The 20005-nt window shown below is 75.4% G+C and carries 20 protein-coding genes; 11 read left to right on the forward strand and 9 right to left on the reverse strand.

Annotation, left to right across the window (positions count from 1 at the left end; genetic code table 11):
* The first annotated feature begins 177 nt into the window (after positions 1-177).
* Positions 178-1089 (forward strand): LysR family transcriptional regulator, encoded by a 912-nt coding sequence (locus ABEB00_RS15760; protein ID WP_345620276.1) that lies wholly within the window; start codon positions 178-180, stop codon positions 1087-1089.
* Positions 1090-1182: 93 nt separating this feature from the next.
* The gene (locus ABEB00_RS15765; RefSeq protein WP_345620277.1) at positions 1183-3108 is read left to right on the forward strand and encodes an AMP-dependent synthetase/ligase; all 1926 of its coding nucleotides are present in this window, start codon (positions 1183-1185) and stop codon (positions 3106-3108) included.
* A 72-nt stretch (positions 3109-3180) separates the two neighbouring features.
* Here ABEB00_RS15765 and rdlB read toward each other — a convergent pair whose 3' ends face one another.
* The gene (rdlB, locus tag ABEB00_RS15770; RefSeq protein ID WP_345620278.1) at positions 3181-3573 is read right to left on the reverse strand and encodes a rodlin RdlB; all 393 of its coding nucleotides are present in this window, start codon (positions 3571-3573) and stop codon (positions 3181-3183) included.
* 251 nt (positions 3574-3824) lie between these two features.
* Between rdlB and rdlA the strand changes: the two genes are divergently transcribed.
* The 4 genes from rdlA (at position 3825) to ABEB00_RS15790 (ending at position 7027) form a co-directional block, all read left to right on the forward strand.
* Entirely contained in the window at positions 3825-4217 is a 393-nt protein-coding gene (rdlA, locus tag ABEB00_RS15775) for a rodlin RdlA (RefSeq protein WP_345620280.1), read from the forward strand.
* Positions 4218-4446: 229 nt separating this feature from the next.
* Positions 4447-4674 carry a chaplin ChpD gene (gene chpD, locus ABEB00_RS15780; RefSeq protein ID WP_345620471.1) on the forward strand — a complete coding sequence of 76 codons (228 nt, stop codon included), beginning with the start codon at positions 4447-4449 and terminating at the stop codon, positions 4672-4674.
* 106 nt (positions 4675-4780) lie between these two features.
* Positions 4781-5569: a chaplin gene (locus tag ABEB00_RS15785; RefSeq protein WP_345620281.1), complete on the forward strand. Its 789-nt coding sequence runs from the start codon at positions 4781-4783 to the stop codon at positions 5567-5569.
* 246 nt (positions 5570-5815) lie between these two features.
* Positions 5816-7027 carry a glycoside hydrolase family 26 protein gene (locus ABEB00_RS15790; protein WP_345620283.1) on the forward strand — a complete coding sequence of 404 codons (1212 nt, stop codon included), beginning with the start codon at positions 5816-5818 and terminating at the stop codon, positions 7025-7027.
* A 25-nt stretch (positions 7028-7052) separates the two neighbouring features.
* Here the strand turns inward: ABEB00_RS15790 and ABEB00_RS15795 are convergent, their stop codons facing one another.
* From ABEB00_RS15795 to ABEB00_RS15830, 8 genes are read right to left on the reverse strand one after another with little or no spacing between them, the layout of a single operon-like run.
* Positions 7053-8150, reverse strand: coding sequence for a GNAT family N-acetyltransferase (locus tag ABEB00_RS15795; protein WP_345620284.1), 1098 nt, complete (start codon positions 8148-8150; stop codon positions 7053-7055).
* Positions 8147-8839: a YveK family protein gene (locus tag ABEB00_RS15800; RefSeq protein ID WP_345620285.1), complete on the reverse strand. Its 693-nt coding sequence runs from the start codon at positions 8837-8839 to the stop codon at positions 8147-8149. Before ABEB00_RS15800 ends, ABEB00_RS15795 begins: the two co-directional genes overlap by 4 nt.
* Positions 8836-10005 carry a glycosyltransferase gene (locus tag ABEB00_RS15805; RefSeq protein ID WP_345620286.1) on the reverse strand — a complete coding sequence of 390 codons (1170 nt, stop codon included), beginning with the start codon at positions 10003-10005 and terminating at the stop codon, positions 8836-8838. The genes ABEB00_RS15800 and ABEB00_RS15805 overlap by 4 nt, the downstream gene beginning before the upstream one ends.
* A 1-nt stretch (position 10006) precedes the next feature.
* Positions 10007-10696 carry a polysaccharide deacetylase family protein gene (locus tag ABEB00_RS15810; RefSeq protein WP_345620472.1) on the reverse strand — a complete coding sequence of 230 codons (690 nt, stop codon included), beginning with the start codon at positions 10694-10696 and terminating at the stop codon, positions 10007-10009.
* 49 nt (positions 10697-10745) lie between these two features.
* Positions 10746-12830, reverse strand: coding sequence for a lipid II flippase MurJ (locus ABEB00_RS15815; RefSeq protein WP_425586499.1), 2085 nt, complete (start codon positions 12828-12830; stop codon positions 10746-10748).
* Positions 12827-14191 (reverse strand): O-antigen ligase family protein, encoded by a 1365-nt coding sequence (locus tag ABEB00_RS15820; RefSeq protein ID WP_345620474.1) that lies wholly within the window; start codon positions 14189-14191, stop codon positions 12827-12829. The genes ABEB00_RS15815 and ABEB00_RS15820 overlap by 4 nt, the downstream gene beginning before the upstream one ends.
* Before the next feature lie 46 nt (positions 14192-14237).
* Positions 14238-15653: a sugar transferase gene (locus ABEB00_RS15825; RefSeq protein WP_345620287.1), complete on the reverse strand. Its 1416-nt coding sequence runs from the start codon at positions 15651-15653 to the stop codon at positions 14238-14240.
* Positions 15650-16948, reverse strand: coding sequence for a glycosyltransferase (locus tag ABEB00_RS15830; RefSeq protein WP_345620288.1), 1299 nt, complete (start codon positions 16946-16948; stop codon positions 15650-15652). The genes ABEB00_RS15825 and ABEB00_RS15830 overlap by 4 nt, the downstream gene beginning before the upstream one ends.
* A 353-nt stretch (positions 16949-17301) precedes the next feature.
* Between ABEB00_RS15830 and chpG the strand changes: the two genes are divergently transcribed.
* From chpG to ABEB00_RS15855, 5 genes are all read left to right on the forward strand, one after another.
* The gene (gene chpG / locus ABEB00_RS15835; RefSeq protein ID WP_345620290.1) at positions 17302-17541 is read left to right on the forward strand and encodes a chaplin ChpG; all 240 of its coding nucleotides are present in this window, start codon (positions 17302-17304) and stop codon (positions 17539-17541) included.
* A gap of 101 nt (positions 17542-17642) precedes the next feature.
* Positions 17643-17924, forward strand: a complete 282-nt coding sequence (locus ABEB00_RS15840) for a hypothetical protein (protein ID WP_345620291.1) — start codon at positions 17643-17645, stop codon at positions 17922-17924.
* A gap of 117 nt (positions 17925-18041) precedes the next feature.
* Entirely contained in the window at positions 18042-18557 is a 516-nt protein-coding gene (locus tag ABEB00_RS15845) for a hypothetical protein (RefSeq protein ID WP_345620293.1), read from the forward strand.
* Between the two features lie 100 nt (positions 18558-18657).
* On the forward strand, positions 18658-19149 hold the full coding sequence (locus tag ABEB00_RS15850; RefSeq protein ID WP_345620294.1) for a tyrosinase family oxidase copper chaperone: 492 nt from the start codon (positions 18658-18660) through the stop codon (positions 19147-19149).
* Complete coding sequence (locus tag ABEB00_RS15855; protein ID WP_345620295.1) at positions 19133-19999, forward strand: tyrosinase family protein; 867 nt, start codon at positions 19133-19135, stop codon at positions 19997-19999. The genes ABEB00_RS15850 and ABEB00_RS15855 overlap by 17 nt, the downstream gene beginning before the upstream one ends.
* Positions 20000-20005: the final 6 nt, after the last annotated feature.

Genomic DNA, 20005 nt, shown 5'->3' on the forward strand with positions numbered 1-20005 from the left:
TCATGGGCCATGGGTGCGGCGGGGTCGGCCCCCTCCGGATCCCCGCCGCGTGAACGACGTTAGGACGATCCAAGGCATTCCACCAGCGACTGAATTACATGGGATCTATGCGCTGAAGGAATGTCTCATGGGAGGATGAGGCGGACGGGAGACAGCCGGACCGGCGCGAGGAGCGGCATGTTCGAGACCGACGACCTGCGGCTGCTGGTGGTGGTGGCCGAGACGGGATCGTTCACGAAGGCGGCGGTCCGGCTCAGCTACACGCAGTCCGCGGTCTCCCGGCGGATCGCCGCGCTGGAACAGCGGGCGGGCGGCCCGCTCCTCGAACGGCTCCCGCGAGGCGTCCGGCTCACCCCGGCCGGCCGCGCCCTGCACCGGCACGCCGTGGAGGTGCTCGACCGGCTGGCGCGGGCGCGCCGGGAGCTGGCCGTGCTGCACGCCGGGCACGGCGGACTGCTGCAGGTGGGGGCCTTCGCCACCGCCAACATCTCCCTGGTGCCCACCGCCCTGCGCGCGCTCCAGCACACCCGGCCCGACGTCGAGGTGGTCGCGGTCGAGGGCTGGACCGACACGCTGATGGAACGCCTCGCGGACGGCGCGCTGGACCTGGCCGTCGTCAGCGACTACCCCTCCGGCCTGCCCTCGGCCGACGGCGTCACCACGACCGTGCTGTGCGAGGACGAACTGTTCGTGACCCTCCCGCGCGCGCACCGCCTGGCCGGTGCGGCCACGGTCGACCTGCGGGAACTGCGCGAGGAGGCATGGCTGCACAGCGCGTACGGCGACCGCCCCACGATGCTCGCCGACGCCTGCGCCCGTGCGGGCTTCACCCCGCGGAAGGTCATCCGGATCGCGGAGTGGACCGCGAAGTTCGGTTACGCGGCCGCCGGTCTCGGCGTGGCGCTGGTGCCGTCGCTCGCCGCCCGCGCGGTCCCCGGCACACTCGTCCTGTGCCGCCTCACCGACCCGGCCCTGCGCCGGACCGTCCATGTGGCGCTGCCCGCCCGCCCGTTGCCGGCCGCACTGGCCCTGCGGGATCTGCTGGCCGACGCCGCCGGCCGGCTGACCCGGGCGGACCCGCGGAGCTGAGCCGCTCGCTTGACTTTCCTACGCACGGGTAAGTTGACTCGGGAGTAAGTAAGCGAGCCGCCACCCCAGCCACCGCCGCGACCGGGAGCCGTCATGGGCGCACACAAGGACCTGCAACGAGCCGTACACCGCACCGACCTGGCCGCCCGCGCCCGGGTCGAACTGGTCCGGGACGGCTCCGGCGTGGTGCGCGAGGCCCGTACCGCGCCCCTGGCCCCGCCCCTCACGTCCGGCAGCATCGCCGACATCCCGTTCACCAACGCCGCCGAGGCGCCCGACGCGGTGGTCCTGCGCCGAGAGGTGGACGGCGTCTGGCGGCCCGTCACGGCGGCGGAGTTCGCCCGGGAGGTGACCGCCGTCGCCAAGGGCCTGATCGCGGCCGGACTCGCACCCGGCGACCGGGTCGCCGTGATGTCCCGCACCCGCTACGAGTGGACCGTCCTGGACTTCGCGATCTGGTCGGCCGGCGGCCGGTCCGTGCCGGTCTACGCCACCTCCTCCGCCGACCAGGTCGAGTGGATCCTGCGCGACTCCGGCGCCCGGCACGTCGTCACCGAGACCGCCGGGAACACCGCCACCGTCCTGGCCGCCACCGCCGCCCACCCCGAACGGCCCCGCGTCTGGGAACTGGACGCCGGCGCCCTCGCCGACCTCACCGCGCTCGGCGCCGCCCGGCCCGACGCGGAGGTCACCGAGCGGCGCACCGCCCTGACCCCCGACACCGTCGCCACCCTCTGCTACACCTCCGGCACCACCGGACCGCCCAAGGGCTGCGTCCTCACCCACGCCCACCTGCACGCCGAGGCCGCGAACACCGTCGAACTGCTCCACCCGATCTTCAAGGAGGTCACCGACCAGACCGCCGCCACCCTGCTCTTCCTCCCCCTCGCCCACATCCTCGGCCGCACCCTCCAGATCGCCTGCCTGCGGGCCCGGATAGAGGTCGGCCACTGCCCGAGCATCAAGCCGGCCGAACTCCGCCCCAAGCTCAAGGCGTTCCGCCCGACCTTCCTGGTCGGCGTGCCCTACCTGTTCGAGAAGATCCACGACACCGGCCGTGCCACCGCCGAGAAACTCGGCCGCGGCGCCTCCTTCGACCGCGCCCACCGCACGGCCGTCCGCTACGGCCGGGCCCACCTGGACCGCTTCCTCGGCCGCGGCAAGGGCCCGGGTCCCGGCCTGCGCGCCGCCTGGGCCCTGTACGACCTGCTCGTCTACCGCCGGGTCCGGGGCGAACTGGGCGGCCGGGTCCGCTACGCCATCAGCGGCGGCTCCCCGCTGGAACACGAGCTGAACCTGTTCTTCTACGCCGCCGGGATCGTCGTCTACGAGGGCTACGGCCTCACCGAGACCACCGCCGCCGCCACCCTCGTCCCGCCCCTCGGCCCCCGCCCCGGCACCGTCGGCCTGCCCGTCCCCGGCACCTCGGTGCGCATCGCCGACGACGGCGAGGTGCACGTCTCGGGCGGCATCGTCTTCGGCGCCTACTGGAACAACCCCGGGGCCACCGCCGAAGCCCTCGCCGACGGCTGGTTCGCCACCGGTGACCTCGGCGCCCTGGACGACGACGGCTACCTCACCATCACCGGACGCAAGAAGGACCTGCTGGTCACCTCCGGCGGCAAGAACGTCTCCCCGGCCGTCCTGGAGGACCGCCTGCGCAGCCGCCCGCCGGTCGGCCAGTGCCTGGTCGTCGGTGACAACCGGCCCTACGTCGCCGCACTGGTCACCCTCGACCCCGACGCGGTCGCCCACTGGCTGTCGGTCCGCAAGCTGCCCGCCGACACCCCGCTCGCCGAACTGGTCGCCGACCCGCGGCTGCGCGCCGAGGTCCAGCGGGCGGTGGACCACGCCAACGAGGCCGTCTCGCGCGCCGAGTCCATCCGCGCCTTCCGCCTGATCGAGGGCGAGTTCACCGAGGAGAACGGGCTGCTCACCCCGTCGCTGAAGGTGAAGCGGCAGGCGGCGGTGAAGGCGTACGCCGACGAGATCGAGGCGCTGTACGCGCAGCGCCGCTGAACCGGCGCCGGGCACGGCGAAGGGGCGGGCCGCCGGCATGTCCGGCGGCCCGCCCCTTCGCGCTGCTGCGGCTCAGCTCTCGCCGTTGGCGGAGAGGATCGACACGTCCTCCAGCAGGTGGGCCAGCGCGCCGTCGCGCTTGGCCTGCGTGGAGTTCTCCGTGCACTGCTGGTTCAGGTCGTCCGACAGGACCGGCAGGTTCTGGATCGGGATCAGGTTGACGACGCTGACCGGGACGTCGGACACGGCGATGCAGGGCTTGTTGAAGGAGCCCTGGATGAGCGCCATCTGCGGGCTCATGTTCCCGTGGGTCGTCGAGTTGCCGTAGTACTGCGAGGCGGCGTTGCCGTTGGCGGAGACCGGCCCGCTGTCGTCGCCGATCGCCATCGCCTGCGGAGCCGAGGCGGCGGTGGCCCCCATGGCGGAAGCGGCGATCGCTGCGGAGGCGAGAACCTTCTTGATCATTGGCCAGTCCTTTCTGAAGGAAACCCCGTCCACCGGAGCCCCCTGGTCAACTCTTGGCCTACGACAGAGTTTCTCCCGTTCACTCCACCGGCCGATGCCGGGGAATTTGTGCGAATGCCCGACCGGGCGTCTTTTTCCCGGGATTCCGGGCCGCTCTGCGGGCCAACCGGGTGAACGCCCGCAACCATTCATCCCGCATCGGGTTGATGAGGCCGTAGGACAGTGCGTCGCTACGAGGAAAGGAACGCGAAGTGCTCAAGAAGGCAATGTTCGCCGCGGCGGCCGCCGCTTCTGTCATCAGCATGTCGGTGGCGGCTGCGCCCGCCGCGCTTGCCATCGGGGACGACAACGGGCCGTCGATCGCCAACGGCAACGGCGCCGAGTCGGCCTTCGGCAACTCGGCGACCAAGGGCGACATGAGCCCGCAGTTGTCGCTCGTCGACGGCTCGCTGAACAAGCCGTGCCTCGGCCTCGAGGACATCAACGTGGCCGTGATCAACCTCGTCCCGATCCAGGACGTCAACGTCCTGTCGGACGAGCTGAACCAGCAGTGCTCGGACAACTCCACGCAGGCCAAGCGGGACGGCGCCCTGTCGCACGTCCTGGAGGACCTGTCGGTCCTGTCGGCCAACGGCCAGAGCTGACCCTGGTTTTCGCCGGGTGAGCGGACACGTCCGGCGTCGCTCTCCTGGACGTACGGCCGGTGTGTTTTCCGGGGCGTTCGAGTGAATTCCCCGGGGCCACACGTTCCGTACCTCGGGCGGCCGTCAATTCCTAGTTCGCAGGCTGCAGGTCATGGTGCGAGCCGTCAAGGCTGTGCTCGCACGGCTTCCGGGCCGTCAATCAGTCATGACCGCAGAGAAGGGAAAGTTCATGAAGAAGAGCGCTGCTGTTGTCGCAGGCGCGATCCTGGCTCTGGGCATGGCCACTCCGGCCTTCGCCGACGCGGGTGCCCAAGGTGCCGCCGTCGGTTCCCCGGGTGTCCTGTCCGGCAACGTCATCCAGGTTCCCGTGCACGTTCCCGTCAACGTGTGCGGCAACAGCATCAACGTCATCGGGTTGCTGAACCCGTCGTTCGGCAACAAGTGCGTGAACGACTGACCTCGGTCCCGCACCAGCCATCCGGCTGTGTCAAGGCCGGCCCCGGCCGACTCGTTCGGTTCCGGGGCCGGCTTTTCCCACTTCTCCGAGCAGGAAGACAACGAGAGTGCGACAGACCCTGAGCAGGGGAATGGTCGCGGCAGCAGCCGCGACGAGTGTTCTGTCCCTGTGCGGCAGCCCCGCCCTTGCCGACTCGCAGGCGGACGGGGCCGCCGCACATTCGCCGGGCGTCGCGTCCGGCAACGCCGTGCAGGTCCCGGTCGAGGTACCGGTGAACGCCTGCGGCAACACCGTGAACGTCGTCGCGGCGCTCAACCCGGCGTTCGGCAACACCTGTGAGAACGAGAGCGGCGACGCGTCGCACGGCGGTGGCGGATACGGCCACGACGCGCAGGGGGGCGGCGGCGGATACGGCCACGAGGAGACCCAGGCCCCCACCGGTGCCTCCGCGCAGGGCGTCACCGCGAACTCACCCGGTGTCGGCAGCGGCAACGCCGCGCAGGTCCCGGTCGAGGTGCCGGTGAACGCCTGCGGCAACACCGTCGACGTGATCGCGCTGCTCAACCCGGCTTTCGGCAACGCCTGCGCCAACGAGCACACCCCGCCCGGCTACGGCGACGACACGCCCGAGCCGCCGGCGCCGCCCGAGCACAAGCCCCCGACGCCGCCCGAGGAGGAGGAGCCCCCGCCGCCCGCCGAGGAGGAGAAGCCCCCGCCGCCCGGTCACCATGAGGAGCACACCCCGCCGCCCGCCGAGAGCCACGAGCACCCCCCGGCGCTCGCGGACACCGGCAGCGACGGCACGACCGCCCTCGGCGCCACGGCCGCCTCCGCCGCGCTGATCCTCGGCGGTGCCGTCCTGTACCGCCGCAACCGGACCGCCGCCCAGCGGTAGCGGCACCCGGCGGGTGCCGGACGACGCCCCGTCCGGCACCCGCCCCCTCGCCCCCTTCCCGACTCCGCCCCTCGTCCGCCCCGCCGCGCTCGTGCGCGCATCGCCCTCCCGGGTCACCGGTGTGGGCGATCGGCGCACCCGAAAGCCGTAGCGGCGGTGGCGTGACGGCCGTTCATATGACTGAGTGTCAATCACGCGCACACAGCGCGTCACAGTCATCGTGCGGAACAGTGCAGAGGAGTCGGCATGGGCCCACAGCAGCGACGGTTCCGGTCCCGGCGGCCGGCGTGCGTCGCGGCGGCGGTCGTGTCCTGCGCCATCCTGGCCGCGGGACCGGCACCCGCCGCAGTCGATCCACCCGGGCCCGCGCCCACCGCGACCGCCGCCACCCCTGGCGCGCCCGGCGCGCCCGAGCCGTTCCCCGCCTTCGGCGCCTACCTCGACTACGGGCCCCGGGGCGTGGCCCGGATGGCCCAGCTCAGCGACTGGCTGGACGGCGCCGAACTCCGCGTCGGCCACACCTACCTGCCCGGCGACCTCTGGAGCAACATCGAGGGCGCCCACGGTTTCCTCGACGTGTGGGCGGAGTGGCGGACCCGGCAGGCCGACCGGATGTTCGTCCTCAACGTGCCCATGCTGGAGCGCAACGAGGAGGGCGTCGACGACGACGAAGTGCGCGAACTGCTGCGCCGGGGCGCCGCCGGACAGTACGACCACCACTTCCGCACACTGGCCGAACGGCTCGTCGCACTGGGCGCCCGGGACACGGTGCTGGTCCTCGGCTGGGAGATGAACGGCATCACGTACACCCACCGCTGCGGGCCGGACCCCGCGGCGTGGAAGGCGTACTGGAACCGGATCGTCACCGCCATGCGCGCGGTCCCGGGCCAGGCATTCCGGTTCGACTTCACCCCGAGCCGCGGCCGGGACGCCGTGCCGTGGACGGAGTGCTACCCCGGCGACGACACCGTGGACATCATCGGCATGGACTCCTACGACCAGCCGCGCGGCATGTCCTTCGACGAGCAGGTGACGGAGCCCTACGGACTCAAGGACCACGTCGAGTTCGCGCGGGCGCACGGCAAGCCCGTCTCGTACCCGGAGTGGGGCCTGTTCCGCAACGGCGACAACGCCGAGTACATGAAGCGGATGCTGGCCTGGATGGACGAGCACAAGCCGCTGTACAACACGCTCACCGACTACTGCCCGCACGGAGTCTGGAGTTGCGACGACAACCCCGGCGCCGCCGAGGTCTACCGGTCCGTGCTCTCCGGCCGCACCGACGGGCCGCAGCGGCCGCCCACCGAACCCGGCACGGCCCCGAGCCCCACGCCCACCGCGCCGGACACCGCCGAGCCCCCGGCCGACTGCTCGCCGTTCGGCCTCGGCGTCTGGGCCGAGCACTGGTTCGGCGGCCGGCTCTGCACCCGCCTGAACTGGTTCTCCCGCACCCGGTAGCGCCCCGCCCGGCGGCGGGTCCGCCTCAGGACCCGCCGCCGCGCTCCTGCCAGCGCTGCCGCAGCTCCTTGCCCCGCCGGCGCGCGGCCACGTCGCCGAGGGCCGCCGCCAGCAGCGGGGCGGTGCGCCGCCGGGCCAGCAGCAGCCGCTGGTTCACCACCGGCTCCGGGCACCAGTGCCGCTTGTACGGCTCGTCACCGCGCAGCAGGCTCAGCGTGTCCCGCCCGGCGTCGCGCAGATGCTCCGCGCAGGCGTCCAGCAGTATCACCGCGACGTCCGCCCGGCGCTCCCGCAGCCGGGGATGCGCGCCGTACAGATAGCCGCCCGCCAGTCGCGCCGAGAGCAGGGTCAGGTCCACGGCCACCACCTCGTCGTCGAGCCGGAACTCGGTGACCACCGCGTCCCCGGCGCGCACCATCGGCCCCACCGACCGCACCAGGTGTTCGCGGAACCGGGTTCGCAGGTGCTCGCCCGTCACCTTCCGGCCCTGCCACTGCAGCCGGTGCAGTTCCAGCAGCCGGTGCAGCGCGCGGCCGGCCTCCTCGGGCAGCACCACCCGGCTCTTGACGCCCAGCGCGTCCAGCCTGCGCAGCTTGGCCCGCACCCGCTGCCGCGCCTTGGCGGAGGGCAGCCGGGCGGTGAGGCCGGCCAGGGGCAGCGCGGGCAGCTCCAGGCAGAGCGAGTCGTCCACCCGGCTGCGCGGACCGCGCCAGCACGCGTAGACCTGTTCGGCCGCCCCGCCGGGCCGTACCTCGCGCAGGTCGATCAGCGCGGTGCGGGCGGCCGAGGAGAGCCCGGCGCAGAGCGCGGCGACCGCCGCCGGCCCCCCTTCGTCGTCCAGCAGGACATCCCCGTAGTCGGAGATCTCCCCGCCCAGCGGCACCAGCGCCGGTACCGGGTGCCCCACCCGCATCAGCGGCGCCACACCCACGAGCGCGCCGCCGTCGCGGGCCAGCACCAGCCGCAGCCGCCCGGGACGGCCGTACGACAGCCACCACGAGTGCAGCCAGGCGTGGCTCTGGAACGGGGTCGCCGCGGCGCACCGCCGGTACAGCCGCCCCCACTCCGCGGCCAGCCGGCCGAAGGTCCGGACGTCGGTGACCACCTCGGTCGTGCGGGTCATCGCTGTCTGCGGCCGTCGGCGGCCGGAGCGGGCCCGGGTACGGCGGGGCCGCCCCGCCCCCGCTCACCGCCGGACCGGCGCGGCCGTACCAGCAGCGCCAGGGCACCGAGCAGGCCGCCCGCGCCCGTCCCGACCAGGCCGGTCACCGCGGCGGAGGCCGTGGACGGCTCGGCGGGCTCGGTGGCCCGGGCGAACTGACGCAGGGTCACCTGGGTGGCGTCGGAGGTGTTCGCGGCGTGCGCGGTCAGCGCCCGGGAGACGGCGTCGGCCATGTCGGCGGCCACCTCCGGGCGGTCCGAGGTGGCGGTGAGGGCGACCATCGGCGCGTCCGGCGAGGTGGCCGTCCGCACGCTCCGCCGCAGCGTCCGCACCGGCACGCCCGCCCACACCTGCGCGTCCCCGAGGACCGCGAGCTGGGTGGCGACCCGGCCGTACGCCTGTGCGAAGCCCAGTGCGGAGGCCGGGTCGGAGCCCTTGGTGGGGACGGCGACGACGTAGCTGGTGGCCGTGTACTGCGGGGTCCTGGCCAGTCCGTAGCCGCCGCCCAGCAGGGCGCCGGTGAGCGCGCCGGCGGCCAGCAGGGACCAGGGCGGCAGCGCGCGGGCGCGGGAGAGGGTGCGGACGGCGGTGGCCGGCCGGCGGGGCCCGGCGTGGTGCCCGGCCCGCTGCTCGGTCCTGTTCTCGGTCATGCGGAGGGGACTCCCTGGGGTGCCGGGGACGACGGGTGGGTCAGGACGGTCGCGTAGACGTCCATCAGCCGGGCGGCGCTGCGGGTGACGCAGTAGTGGCGGGCGGCGTCCGGCGGGGTGCGCGGGCCGGGGGCCGTCGCGCGCAGGGCGGTGAGGGCCGCGGCGAACTCCGCCGCGCCGCCCCGGACCCGCCGGGCGGCCGGCGCGGCCCGCGGCGGCAGGTCCTCGACGGCGGGGCAGGAGGCGTAGAGCACCGGCAGGCCCGAGGCGAGGCCCTCCACGACCGCCAGCCCGAACGTCTCCTGGGGGGACGGCGAGACGAGGACGTCCATGGCGGCGGCGAGCGCGGGCAGGTCGGGGCCGGGGGAGCCGTCGGGGACGCAGGGGCGTTCGCCGGTGAGCAGGACGCGGCCGGCCACCCCCGCCTCCCGGGCCGTGCGGCGCAGGACGTGCTCCTCGGGGCCGCCGCCGACCAGCAGCAGCCGGCACTCCTCGGGGAGCGCGGCCAGCGCCCGCACCAGCACGTCGAAGCGTTTGCCGGGCGTGAGACGGCCGACGCCGCCGACGACGTACGCGTCCTCGGGCAGGCCCAGGCGGCGCCGGGTGCGCTGCCGGGCGGCCGGGTCGAAGCGGAAGCGGGCCAGGTCGACGCCGTTGGGGACCACCTCGACGCGCGGCGCGGGCACCCCCCAGCGGCCGAGGCGGTCGGCGACGGTGGGGGAGACGGCGACCGTGGTGCTGCCCAGGCGTTCCCCGGCCCGGTACAGGGCGCGCACACCCACGCCCAGCGCGCGGCCCTCCATCTGGGTCTCGCCGAGGGAGTGCTCGGTGGCCACGATCGCGCGGACGCCCGCGAGCCGGGCGGCGAGGCGGCCGTAGAGGCAGGCGCGGTAGAGGTGGGTGTGGACCAGGTCGTAGCCGCCGTCGCGGATCAGCCGGACCAGGCGGGGCAGCGCGCGCAGGTCGCGGTTGCCGGCCATGCCGAGGTGGACGACGCGCACCCCGTCGGCGCGCAGCCCGTCGGCGACCGGGCCCGGGTCGGTGAGCGTCACCACGTCGCAGCGCACCGGCAGATGCCGCAGCAGCAGCCGCAACTGCTGCTCGGCGCCGCCGGCGTTGAGCCCGGTGATGACGTGGAGGATCTTCGGACCGTCCCCGCGGGCCATCTCAGACCCCCGCCGCGGGACGCCGCCGCCACCGGTGCAGCCGGGTCTTCAGCAGCAGCCGTACGGCCGTGTCCCGCTGGCCGACATGGACGCGGGGCAGGGCGTGCGGGGCGGTCAGCGGGCCGGGGTCGATGGCGCAGCCGTAGGTGTAACCGGCGGCGCGGACCGCTTCGACCGCGCGCGCGTCGACCGTGCCGTACGGGTAGCAGAAACCGGCTACCGGAGCGCCGATCAGCTCCGCGAGCGCCGCTCTGCTCCCGGCGGTCTCGGCCGTCAGGGTGGCGTCGTCCGCCTCGGTCAGGTCGACGTGGGTGAGGCCGTGCGAGCCGATCTCCACGCCCGCGGCGGCGGCGCGGCGGACGCCGTCGGCGGTCAGCAGCGGCTTGCGCGGGCCCAGCGGGTCCCAGGCGTTGTCGCCGCCGAGCCTGCCGGGCAGCACGAACAGGGTGGCGCCGCAGCCCCAGTGGCGCAGTACCGGCAGGGCGTGTTCGACGAAGTCGGCGTACCCGTCGTCGAAGGTCAGCCCGACCAGGCCGCGTCCCTCGCCCCGGGCGCGGGCGGCCAGCAGCGCGGCCACGCCGACGCCGCGCAGCCCGCGCCGCCGCAGCCGGCCGAGCTGCGCGGCCAGCCGGTCCGGTGTGACGGTGATGCGGTACGGGTCGTCCCGCCGGTCGCCGACGGAGTGGTACATCGCCACCCACGGCACGGGCCCGGTACGGCCGCGGGTGCGCGCGGGGGCGTCAACGGGAGCCGCGGAAACGGAGACGGCGGCGGAAGCGGGGACGGAGACGGAAGCGGGGGCGGGGGCGGAAGCGGCCATGGAGGAGCCTTCCGGGGAGGGTGACGGGCCCGGTGCCGGGGTGGGTACCGGGGAGGGTGACGGGGAGAGTGACGGGGACGGTGGCGGAGCGGACGGACGCGAGGGCGGATACCACGCCCTGGACGCCCAGGACCCGGCCGAGCAGGACGAAGACGCCGGCGGAGGTCGCCGCGCCGGCGGCGAGGGAGAGCGCGGGGGTGGGGCAGCGGGCCGCGGTCCAGGCGCCCGCGAGGGCCGCCCCGGCCGCCACCGGCAGCGGCCGGACCACCTCCAGCAGGACGCCCCGGACCCGGACCGGGACGCTGCGCGGGCCCATCCCGGCCAGGAGCAGCGCGGCGGTGACGGTGATCCCGGCGGCGTTGGCGGCGGCGATGCCGGTCACGCCCCAGGCGTCGACCGCCCGGGCGCCGGCCGCGGCGGTGGCGGCGACGCCGACGGCCATCGCGCCCAGCGGGTACCAGTTGGCCCGGCCGGCCGAGAAGTAGGAGCGGGAGAGCGCGCCCACCACGGTCTGGCCGAGCAGTCCGAGGGCGTACACGCGCATCACGGTCGCGGTCGCCGCCGTGTCCTCGGCCGTGAACGCGCCGCGCTGGAAGAGCAGCCGCACCAGGTGCGGGGCGCAGGCGACCACCGTGGCCGCGCCCAGCAGCACCAGGGCGGCGGCGAGCGCCACGTCCCGCTCCACCCGGTCCCGGGCCCGTTCGGTGTCGCCGTCGGCCATCGCCCGCGCCACCACCGGGTAGGTGACCGTGCACAGCATCAGCGACAGGGTCATCGGGATCTGCGCGACCTTCTGCGCGTAGTTCAGGTGCGAGATCGCCCCCGCGTCCAGCCCGGAGGCGAGGTACCGCTCGATGAGGATCTGCGACTGGCGGCACAGGGCGAACAGCAGTACGGCGACAACCAGGGCGAGGGCGAGGGGGCGCACGTCACCGGAGCCGGGCTCGCGGGGGGTTGCGGGGCGGGTCTGGGGTTCGCGGGTCTGCGGCTCGCGGGCTTCTGGCGTGTGGGTCTGCGGTGTACTGGTCTGGGGGTCGCGGGCTTCTGGCGTGTGGGTCTGCGGTGTACTGGTCTGGGGCTCGCGGGCTTCTGGCGTGCGGGTCTGCGGTGTACTGGTCTGGGGGTCGCGGGTCTTTGGCGTGCGGGTCTCCGCCGTACGGATCTCGGGCCCGCGGGTCTCGGGCGCGCGGGTCTCCGTCTCACCGCTCTCCGGCTCGCGGACCCCCGCCCCCGGGCCGGTGTCCTTCCGGTGTCGCAGCCGGCCGAGCAGCGAGGGCAGTTGGGCCGCGACCATCAGGCAGCCGCCGACCGCCACGCCGGCCGCCGCGGCCCGTACCCCCCAGGCGTCGCCGAGGGCGTACATCGTGGTGACGATGCCGGCGTTGTAGGCGATGTAGATCGCCGCCGGGGCGACGAAGCGGCGGTGGGCGCGCAGGGCCGCGCTGCAGTACCCGGCGAGGCCGAAGCTCAGGACGCAGGTGGCGGTGAGGCGGGTGCAGTCCACGGCGAGGGCGTGGCCGGGCAGGCCGGGCGCCAGGGTCCGCACCAGCAGCGGCGCGAGGACGACGACCAGCGCGCCGGCCGCGGCGAAGGCCAGCGCCAGCCGGGGCAGCGTGGCGGCGACCAGGGAGCGGACCGGGTCGCCCGGGTCACCCGGGTCACCCGGGTCGCCCGGGTTGCCCCGCGCGCGGCGGGCCAGCGCCAGGCTGAACACCGGTACCAGGGCGAAGGCGAGCCCGTCCTCGATGAGCAGGGTGGCCGCGAACTCCGGCACCGTCCACGCCACTAGGAAGGCGTCCGTCTCGACGCCGGCCCCGAACAGCCGCGCCAGCGCCTGGTCCCGGGCCAGCCCGCACACCGCTCCGGCGACGGAGAGCGCCGCCGTGAGCGCGGCGGCGCGGGCGAGGAACCCCCGCGCGGGACGGCCGGACACCGGCCGCGTGCCGTCCGCGGGGACCCGGGCGGCGGGCACGGTCGCGGTCTCCCGCGCGGGGGTCGCCTTCACCGTCCCGGCACCTCCTCGGCCGCGGGGGCGAGCGCCCAGTGGGCGGTGATGCCGAGGCACACGGCGGTCACCACGGTCGAGGGCCCGCCGATGTCGGCGTAGACGAAGTCGGTGAGCTGCCAGACCAGCAGGCCGCAGGCGGTCAGCGCGCGGGCCGGTCCGGGCCCGGGGCGCGCGCGGCGCTCGGCGCGCAGCGCGCGCAGCCCGAGGACGAGCAGCGCCAGCCAGCTCCCCGCCAGCGCCAGCAGGCCGATCAGCCCCTGCTCGGCCAGGATCAACAGGTACATGTTGTGCGGGGAGAGCAGCGGCTGCCTCACGTACGCGGCGCCGGCGCCGCCGGTCTCGCTGCCCGCGGACAGCGCCAGCGAGGCATGCGCGTCCCGGTGCTCGGGGAAGCCCTTCAGCCCGACGCCGGTCAGCGGACGCTCCCGCCACATGTCGGTCGCCGCCGCCCACATGGTGTACCGGTCGGTCACCGACCGGTCGGGGGCGTCGGCGACCCGGGTGATGCTGCCGACCCGCTCCTGGAGCATCGCGGAGCCGATCCCGAACCCGCCGACCAGGACCACGCCCGCCGCGAGCAGCGCCGCGCCGACGCCGAGCGCCCGCCGCACCCCGGCGAGCAGGAGCTGGGCCGCGCAGGCCACCGCCGTGGCGATCCACGCGCCCCGGCTGAAGGAGAACGCGAGCGGCGCGAGGAGCACCAGCGCGCATCCGGCGGCGAGCAGCCGGGGCCGCAGCGGGCCCCGGCCCAGCGCCAGCCCGAGCGCGCAGACCAGCCCCAGCGACACCACGGTCGCCATCCCCATCACGTCCTGCGGCCCGAAGGTGCCCACCGCCCGCACCTGTTCGCCCTGGTACGAGGCTCCGGTCCCGGTGGCGTACTGGCGCACGCCGACCGCCCCCTGCCACAGCGCCAGCCCGACCAGCGACCAGACGAGCAGCGTCACGTCGCCCCGCCGCCGGACCAGCAGCAGCACCGCCGCCGGGACGAGCACGAACACCTGGAGGTAACGGCCGAGGCCGGCCGGCCCCGCCCCCGGCGCGAAGGCGTGCAGGGCGGCGACGGCCGTCCCCAGCACCGGCAGCCCCAGCACCACGGCGGCGGTACGGGTCAGGGGGCGCCGCCGGTCGCGGACGAGCCGGGCGGCGCAGTACAGCACCGCCAGCGCCGAGACCACGTCGGCGGGATGCGCCCCGCCCGCCCCGCCCGCTCCGCCGGAGCCGCCCGCCCCGTCCGGTCCGCCGTGCCCGAGCGGCAAGGCGAGCAGCGCGATCACGGCCACCAGCGCCGTCACGGGCGGCAGGCGCCGTAGACGTGGGCGCACCGCGTCCCAGGAGATCCGCGCGGACCACGGCAACCGCGGGAACCGCCGTGCGGGCCGGGGCAGGGCGAGGCTCACCGGGTCAGCTCCCCGTGGGACGCAGGACCGCGGCGACCGTGCGCAGCAGGAGGCACACGTCCTGCCACAGCGACCAGTCGTCGATGTAGGCGTTGTCGAACCGGGCCCGGTCCTCGATGGAGGTGTCGCCGCGCAGCCCGTGGACCTGCGCCAGACCGGTGAGACCGGCCGGCATCCGGTGGCGGGCGGCGTAACCGGGGTGGGTCCGGCTGAACCGCGCGACGAAGTACGGGCGTTCGGGGCGCGGCCCGACCAGGCTCATGTCGCCCCGGAAGACGTTCCAGAGCTGGGGCAGCTCGTCCAGCGAGGTCCGCCGCAGGAACCGGCAGAACCACGGCATCCGGCGTTCGTCGGCCACGCTCCACCGGGTCGCGGCCTCGTGCGGGTCGGCCGGGCGGTGGGTGCGGAACTTCAGCAGCGTGAAGGGCCGCCCGTCCTGGCCGACGCGCTCCTGCCGGAACACCACCCCGGGCCCGCCGACGGCCCGCAGCACCGCCGCGCAGACCAGCAGCAGCGGCCCGGCCGCCACCAGCAGCGAGGCGGAGACCACCAGGTCCAGCGCCCGCTTGCCGCCGTCCGCCCGGCGCGGCACCGGCGTGAGCCGCCGGCACGGGAACCCGGCGAGCCGCTCCCGGCCCCCGTAGGACGGCGTCTGCGCGTCGATCTCCCACACCGCGCACCCCGCCTCCGCGAGCTCCCGCAGCAACGGCGCCCGCCGGGCCCGTACGGACGGGTGGACGGCCAGGACGTCCCGCACCCCGTTCCGCACGACCGCCCGCCGGGCCTCCTCACCGGTGGTCAGCACCGGCAGCCCCGCGCCGCCGTCCGGACCGTCGGCCACCACCCCGACCGGCCGCACCCCGCAGTCCGGGTGGCGCAGCACCGCCGCGGCCACGCGCTGGGCGGTCACGGCCGGACCGACGACGAGGGCCGCGCGGGGGCGGCGGCGCAGCGCCGACCGGCGGCGGTGATGGGCGACGCCGCGCCCCGCGCACCCCGCGGCCGTCTGTACCGCGAAACCGAGCAGCAGCGTGCGGGCGGGGAGCGCGGCCTGCGGGGCGTACGCCGCCAGCGCCGCCGCCAGCGCCAGCCAGGCCACCGCGATCCGCCCGCACACCGAGGGCAGTTCGTCCAGCAGCCGGGGCACCCCGGCGGGGCCCGGCGGCCGCAGCGCGAGGGAGAACGCCACCAGCAGCGCGGCGAAGAGCGGCAGCCGGGGGACGCCGTCCAGGACGTACGTACCCGCCAGCGCGGCCGTGCCGTCCGCCAGGAGCAGCGGCAGCGAGGAGGCGGGCCGGGCCGCCGGGCCCGCCGGAATCCGGGGCGCCGGGGTGCCGGAGCGCGGCGGCAGCACCGAGACGGAGCCGCCGAGGCCCGGCGGGTTCCCGGCGGGAGGGGGGAGAGTGCTTTCCGCGGTCACGAGTGCGTGGACTCCCTGTGCTCGGTGGGCTCGGTGCGCCAGAACTCCGCGCGCCGGTGCTCCGTGGGCCCGTACTCCGTGGGCCGGAACTCGGTGCGTCCGTACTCCGTGGGCCGGTGCTCCGGGCGTTCGTACTCCGCGGGCCCGACGGGCGGGGCCTCGGCGGGCGGCCCGTCGTCGAGGAGCGCGCGGTACACCCCCGTGACGGCCGCGGCCGTGTCGCGTACGTCGTGGGCGGACAGCACGTGCGCGCGCCCTCGCCGGCCCAGCGAGGCGCGGACGGACGGGTCGAGCAGCAGCGCGGTCACCGCGCCGGCCAGCGCCGCGGGGTTCCGTGAGGGCACCAGGCAGCGCGGTGCGCACGCGGGCGGCAGGGTCTCGCGGGCACCGTCCACGTCCGTCACCACCACCGGCACCCCGCAGGCCATCGCCTCCAGCGGCGCCAGCGCCATGCCCTCCCAGCGGGACGGCAGCACGACCAGGTCGGCGGCCCGGTACCAGGGCGCGACGTCGTCGACGGCTCCCGCGAACAGCACCGAGTCGGGTGCCGCGGCCGCCAGCTCCGCGCGGTCCGGTCCGTCGCCGACCAGCACCAGGCGCGCCCCGGGGACCTGCCCGGCGATCCGCCGCCACGCCGTGAGCAGGACGTCCTGCCCCTTCTGCCGGCACAGCCGTCCCACACAGACCACCACCCGGTCGCCCGGGCCTGCGCCCCGGAGAAGCGGGGGGCGTACGGCGTCGGCGGCGGGCCGGAACCGCTCCGGGTCCACGCCGTTCGGGATCACCGTCCACCGCGCGCGGATCCCGGCCGCCTCCCCCCGCAGGCGCTCGGCCTCGCTGACACACACCACCCGCGCCGCCCAGCGCGCCCCCCAACGCTCCCAGCGGCGCGCGAGACCCGCCGCGCCCCCGTCGACGGCCTCGAACGACCAGGCGTGCGGCTGGAACACGGTCGGGATCCGGCCCCGTACCGCGAGCCGCCCGGCGACACCGGCCTTGGCGCTGTGCGCGTGCACCACGTCCGGGCGGACATCGGCGACGACGTCCGCCACCCGCCGCACCTCCGCGCCGAGCGAGGCGCCGGGCGCCCGGTTGGCCCGCCAGTGCCGTACGTCCGCGCCGAGCGACCGCAGCTCGGCGGCGAGGGGACCGTCCGGGCAGGCGACGGCGACACCCAGCCCGGCCGCGAGCTGAGCGCGCGTCAGGTCCGTCAGTACGCGGGCCACCCCGCCGTCCACCGGCTGTGCGACATGGAGGACCCGTGGCCGGAAGTTCTCGGTCGGTGACTGGTGCATGCGCGGAGTCCTCGTTCACGGATGACGCTCGGGTGGGGCGGGACTGCGCCTCGCGGCGGGGCGTCGGCGGTACCCGGTGTGCGGTGCCCGCGGCGCGTCCGCGTCCGGGGTGGGAAACGATCCGGTGGGCCGACGGGTCACCTCCCGCTTCCGGCTGCTGGCGCGTCGGACAGGTGGACTGTAGCCGCTATCCGTACTAATCGGGATAAACCGGAAACTGTGTCGGATTGGTGAAGGAGGGGGCGTCGGGGGGATCACCCCTTTGGCGGCACAACCCGGGCGCACGCGGCGCGTTGACAGTGCGCCGGGCACCCCGCTCGGATGTTTGTGTCAACCCCAAGGAGCATTTCCCCATGTCGCGTATCGCGAAGGGCCTGGCCCTGACCTCCGTCGCCGCCGCCGCGGTGGCGGGCACCGCCGGTGTCGCCGCCGCCGACGCTGGCGCGCAGGCCGCCGCCGCCCACTCCCCGGGCGTGCTGTCCGGCAACGTGCTGCAGATTCCGGTCCACGTGCCGATCAACCTCTGCGGCAACACCATCGACGTCGTCGGCCTGCTGAACCCGGCGTTCGGCAACGAGTGCGAGAACCACTGACGCCGGCCCGACCGGCTCGCCCCCTTGCTCCGGCCGTCCGCACCGCGGTTCCTCCGCACGCGGGCGGCCGGTCCGCATCCTCCGTCTCCGAAAGGAACACGATGAAGTCCTTGAAGGCCGCCGCTGTCGTCGTGGGTTCCGTGGTCGTGGCCGGAGCCGCCGCGCCCGCGTTCGCCCAGGACACCTCGAACCTCACGCCCACCAGCATCAACGGCGCCGTGAACACCCTCACCGCGGGCCCCATCGACCCGCTGCCGCTGAAGCAGCAGTCGTCCGCGCTCGACACGGAGAGCAAGGATTCCGCGCTGCATGCCGTCAAGGGCGCGACCAAGAACCTGAACGCGAAGGGCGGTCTCCTCGGCGGTCTTCCGCTGGGCCGCTGATCCGCCGGTCCGTTCCGCCGGTCCGATCCACCGGTCCGTTCCGCCGGTCCGACCCGCGGGTCTGATCCGTCAACTCCCGTCAATTCCCGCTCATCCTTGGAAGGGACCGCGTCTGCCATGAAGTCGACCACCCGAGGAACCCTTGCCGCCGTCGTCGCGGGCGTCGCGGCCGCGGTGGGCGCCGCCGCGACCCCCGCCGCCGCGGTCGGCGTCGTCCCCGTGCCGGTGCCGCTGGGCGGCGCCGAGCGGGCCCTCGGCACGGAACTGCCCGAGGTCGCCGGCGAACTGCCGGTGCCGACGGCGGGCGCGCCGGACGGGCCGCGGTACGCCGAGGGCCGCCTGCTGCCCGAGCGGACACTGCCGCGGCTTCCGCTGCACGGCGGGCTGCCCGGCGCCGACGTGCGCCAGCCGCTGCCGCACCTCCTCGGCAGCGGCTTCGACCACGTCGGCGCCGACGCCCCCGCCTCCGAACTGCGCACGCACGCGCCGGGACTGGCCGTGGACGCCCCGCTCAGCGCGCCGAACCCGTACGGCTTCGGCCTGCCGACCGCCAAGACGCCGCAGGTGGGCGTGTTGGCGCCCATGGTGCGGACGGTGCCAAGGGCCGGCCTCGGGGCCGGACCCGGCCTGTGACGCCAGGCACCCCGGCCCCCATCCGGCCCTGTCGGCGGTGACCGACCGGCCCTTCGACCGGTTACCGGTACGGATCACCGGACCGGACGAGGAGCGAGCCATGGCCCACAGCAGCGCGGGCGAAGCGCCGGACGCAGCAGCGAACGCGGTACCCGACGCGGTACCCGACGGGGGTGGCCGGGGCCGTGCCTCCCGGCGGGACCTGATGCGCGTGCTGCTCGTCCCGGCCGCCTTCGCCGCGGCCACCGCCCCCGTGGCGGTGGCCATGTCCCGGTCCGGGGACGGCTCCGCCCTCGCCGCCGGCGGACCCGAGGACGTCGCCTTCGAGGAGACGTACCGGGGCCACCACATCCGCGGCGTCCGCAGCGCCACCGGGCGGGCCATCGGCCTCGGGACGTGGCACGTGACCGTGGACGGCCGGCCGCTGCACCTCTTGCGGCGCGCCGACGGCACCTGGCTGACGATGGTCGACCACTACCGGTCGTACGACACCCCGCTCGAAGCGGCCCGCGCGGCCGTCGACGAACTCGGTCCGGGCCGGCGGCTGCGGGAGGACCACCGCACGGGGGGCGGACATGGCGTACACGCGTAAGGACGTCTCCACCCTGACCCGGGACGAGAGGCGCCGGCTGGTCAAGGCGCTGCTGGCGGTCAAACGCAGCGGCGAGTACGACGAGTTCGTGCGCGTCCACATCGACCACTACGTCTCCGACGGCGAGGACGAACTGCGCGCGGCCCACATGGCGCCGTCCTTCCTCCCCTGGCACCGCCGGTTCCTGCTGGACCTGGAACGGGCGCTGCGCCGGGTGGACGGCTCGGTGACGGTGCCCTACTGGGACTGGACGAAGAACCGCTCGGCCACCGGCCCGCCCTGGACCGCCGACCTCCTCGGCGGCACCGGGCGCCGCTCCGACCAGCGGGTGACGACCGGGCCGTTCGCCCACGCGACGGGCGCCTGGACCCTCAAGGAGAACGTCACCGACACCGAGTTCCTCACCCGGGACCTCGGACGCTCCCGCGCCCCCATCCAGCTTCCCACCGCGGCCGACCTGGAGTGGGCGCTGAAGGACCCGGTGTACGACACCGCGCCCTGGGACTCCACGGTCGGCAAGGGGTTCCGCAACAAGCTGGAGGGGTGGGGCAGCGGGCGCGGCAGCGTCTCCTGGCGCAACCACAACCGGGTGCACCGCTGGGTCGGCGGGGCCATGCTCGGCGGCGCCTCCGTCAACGACCCGGTGTTCTGGCTGGTGCACGCCTTCATCGACCTGCAGTGGTCGAAGTGGCAGCGGCGGCACCGCGGGGCCCGGTACCTGCCCGCCCAGCCGCCCGGCCGCGGCAACGACCAGTACCGGCGGGTCGTCGCACGGCACCAGGGGATGCCGCCGTGGGGGGTGACCCCGGACGAGTTGGAGGGCCACGCCGGGATCTACCGCTACGCCTGACGTCGA

Source organism: Streptomyces ziwulingensis (genome assembly GCF_039542605.1).
GTDB classification, from domain to species: Bacteria; Actinomycetota; Actinomycetes; order Streptomycetales; family Streptomycetaceae; genus Streptomyces; species Streptomyces ziwulingensis.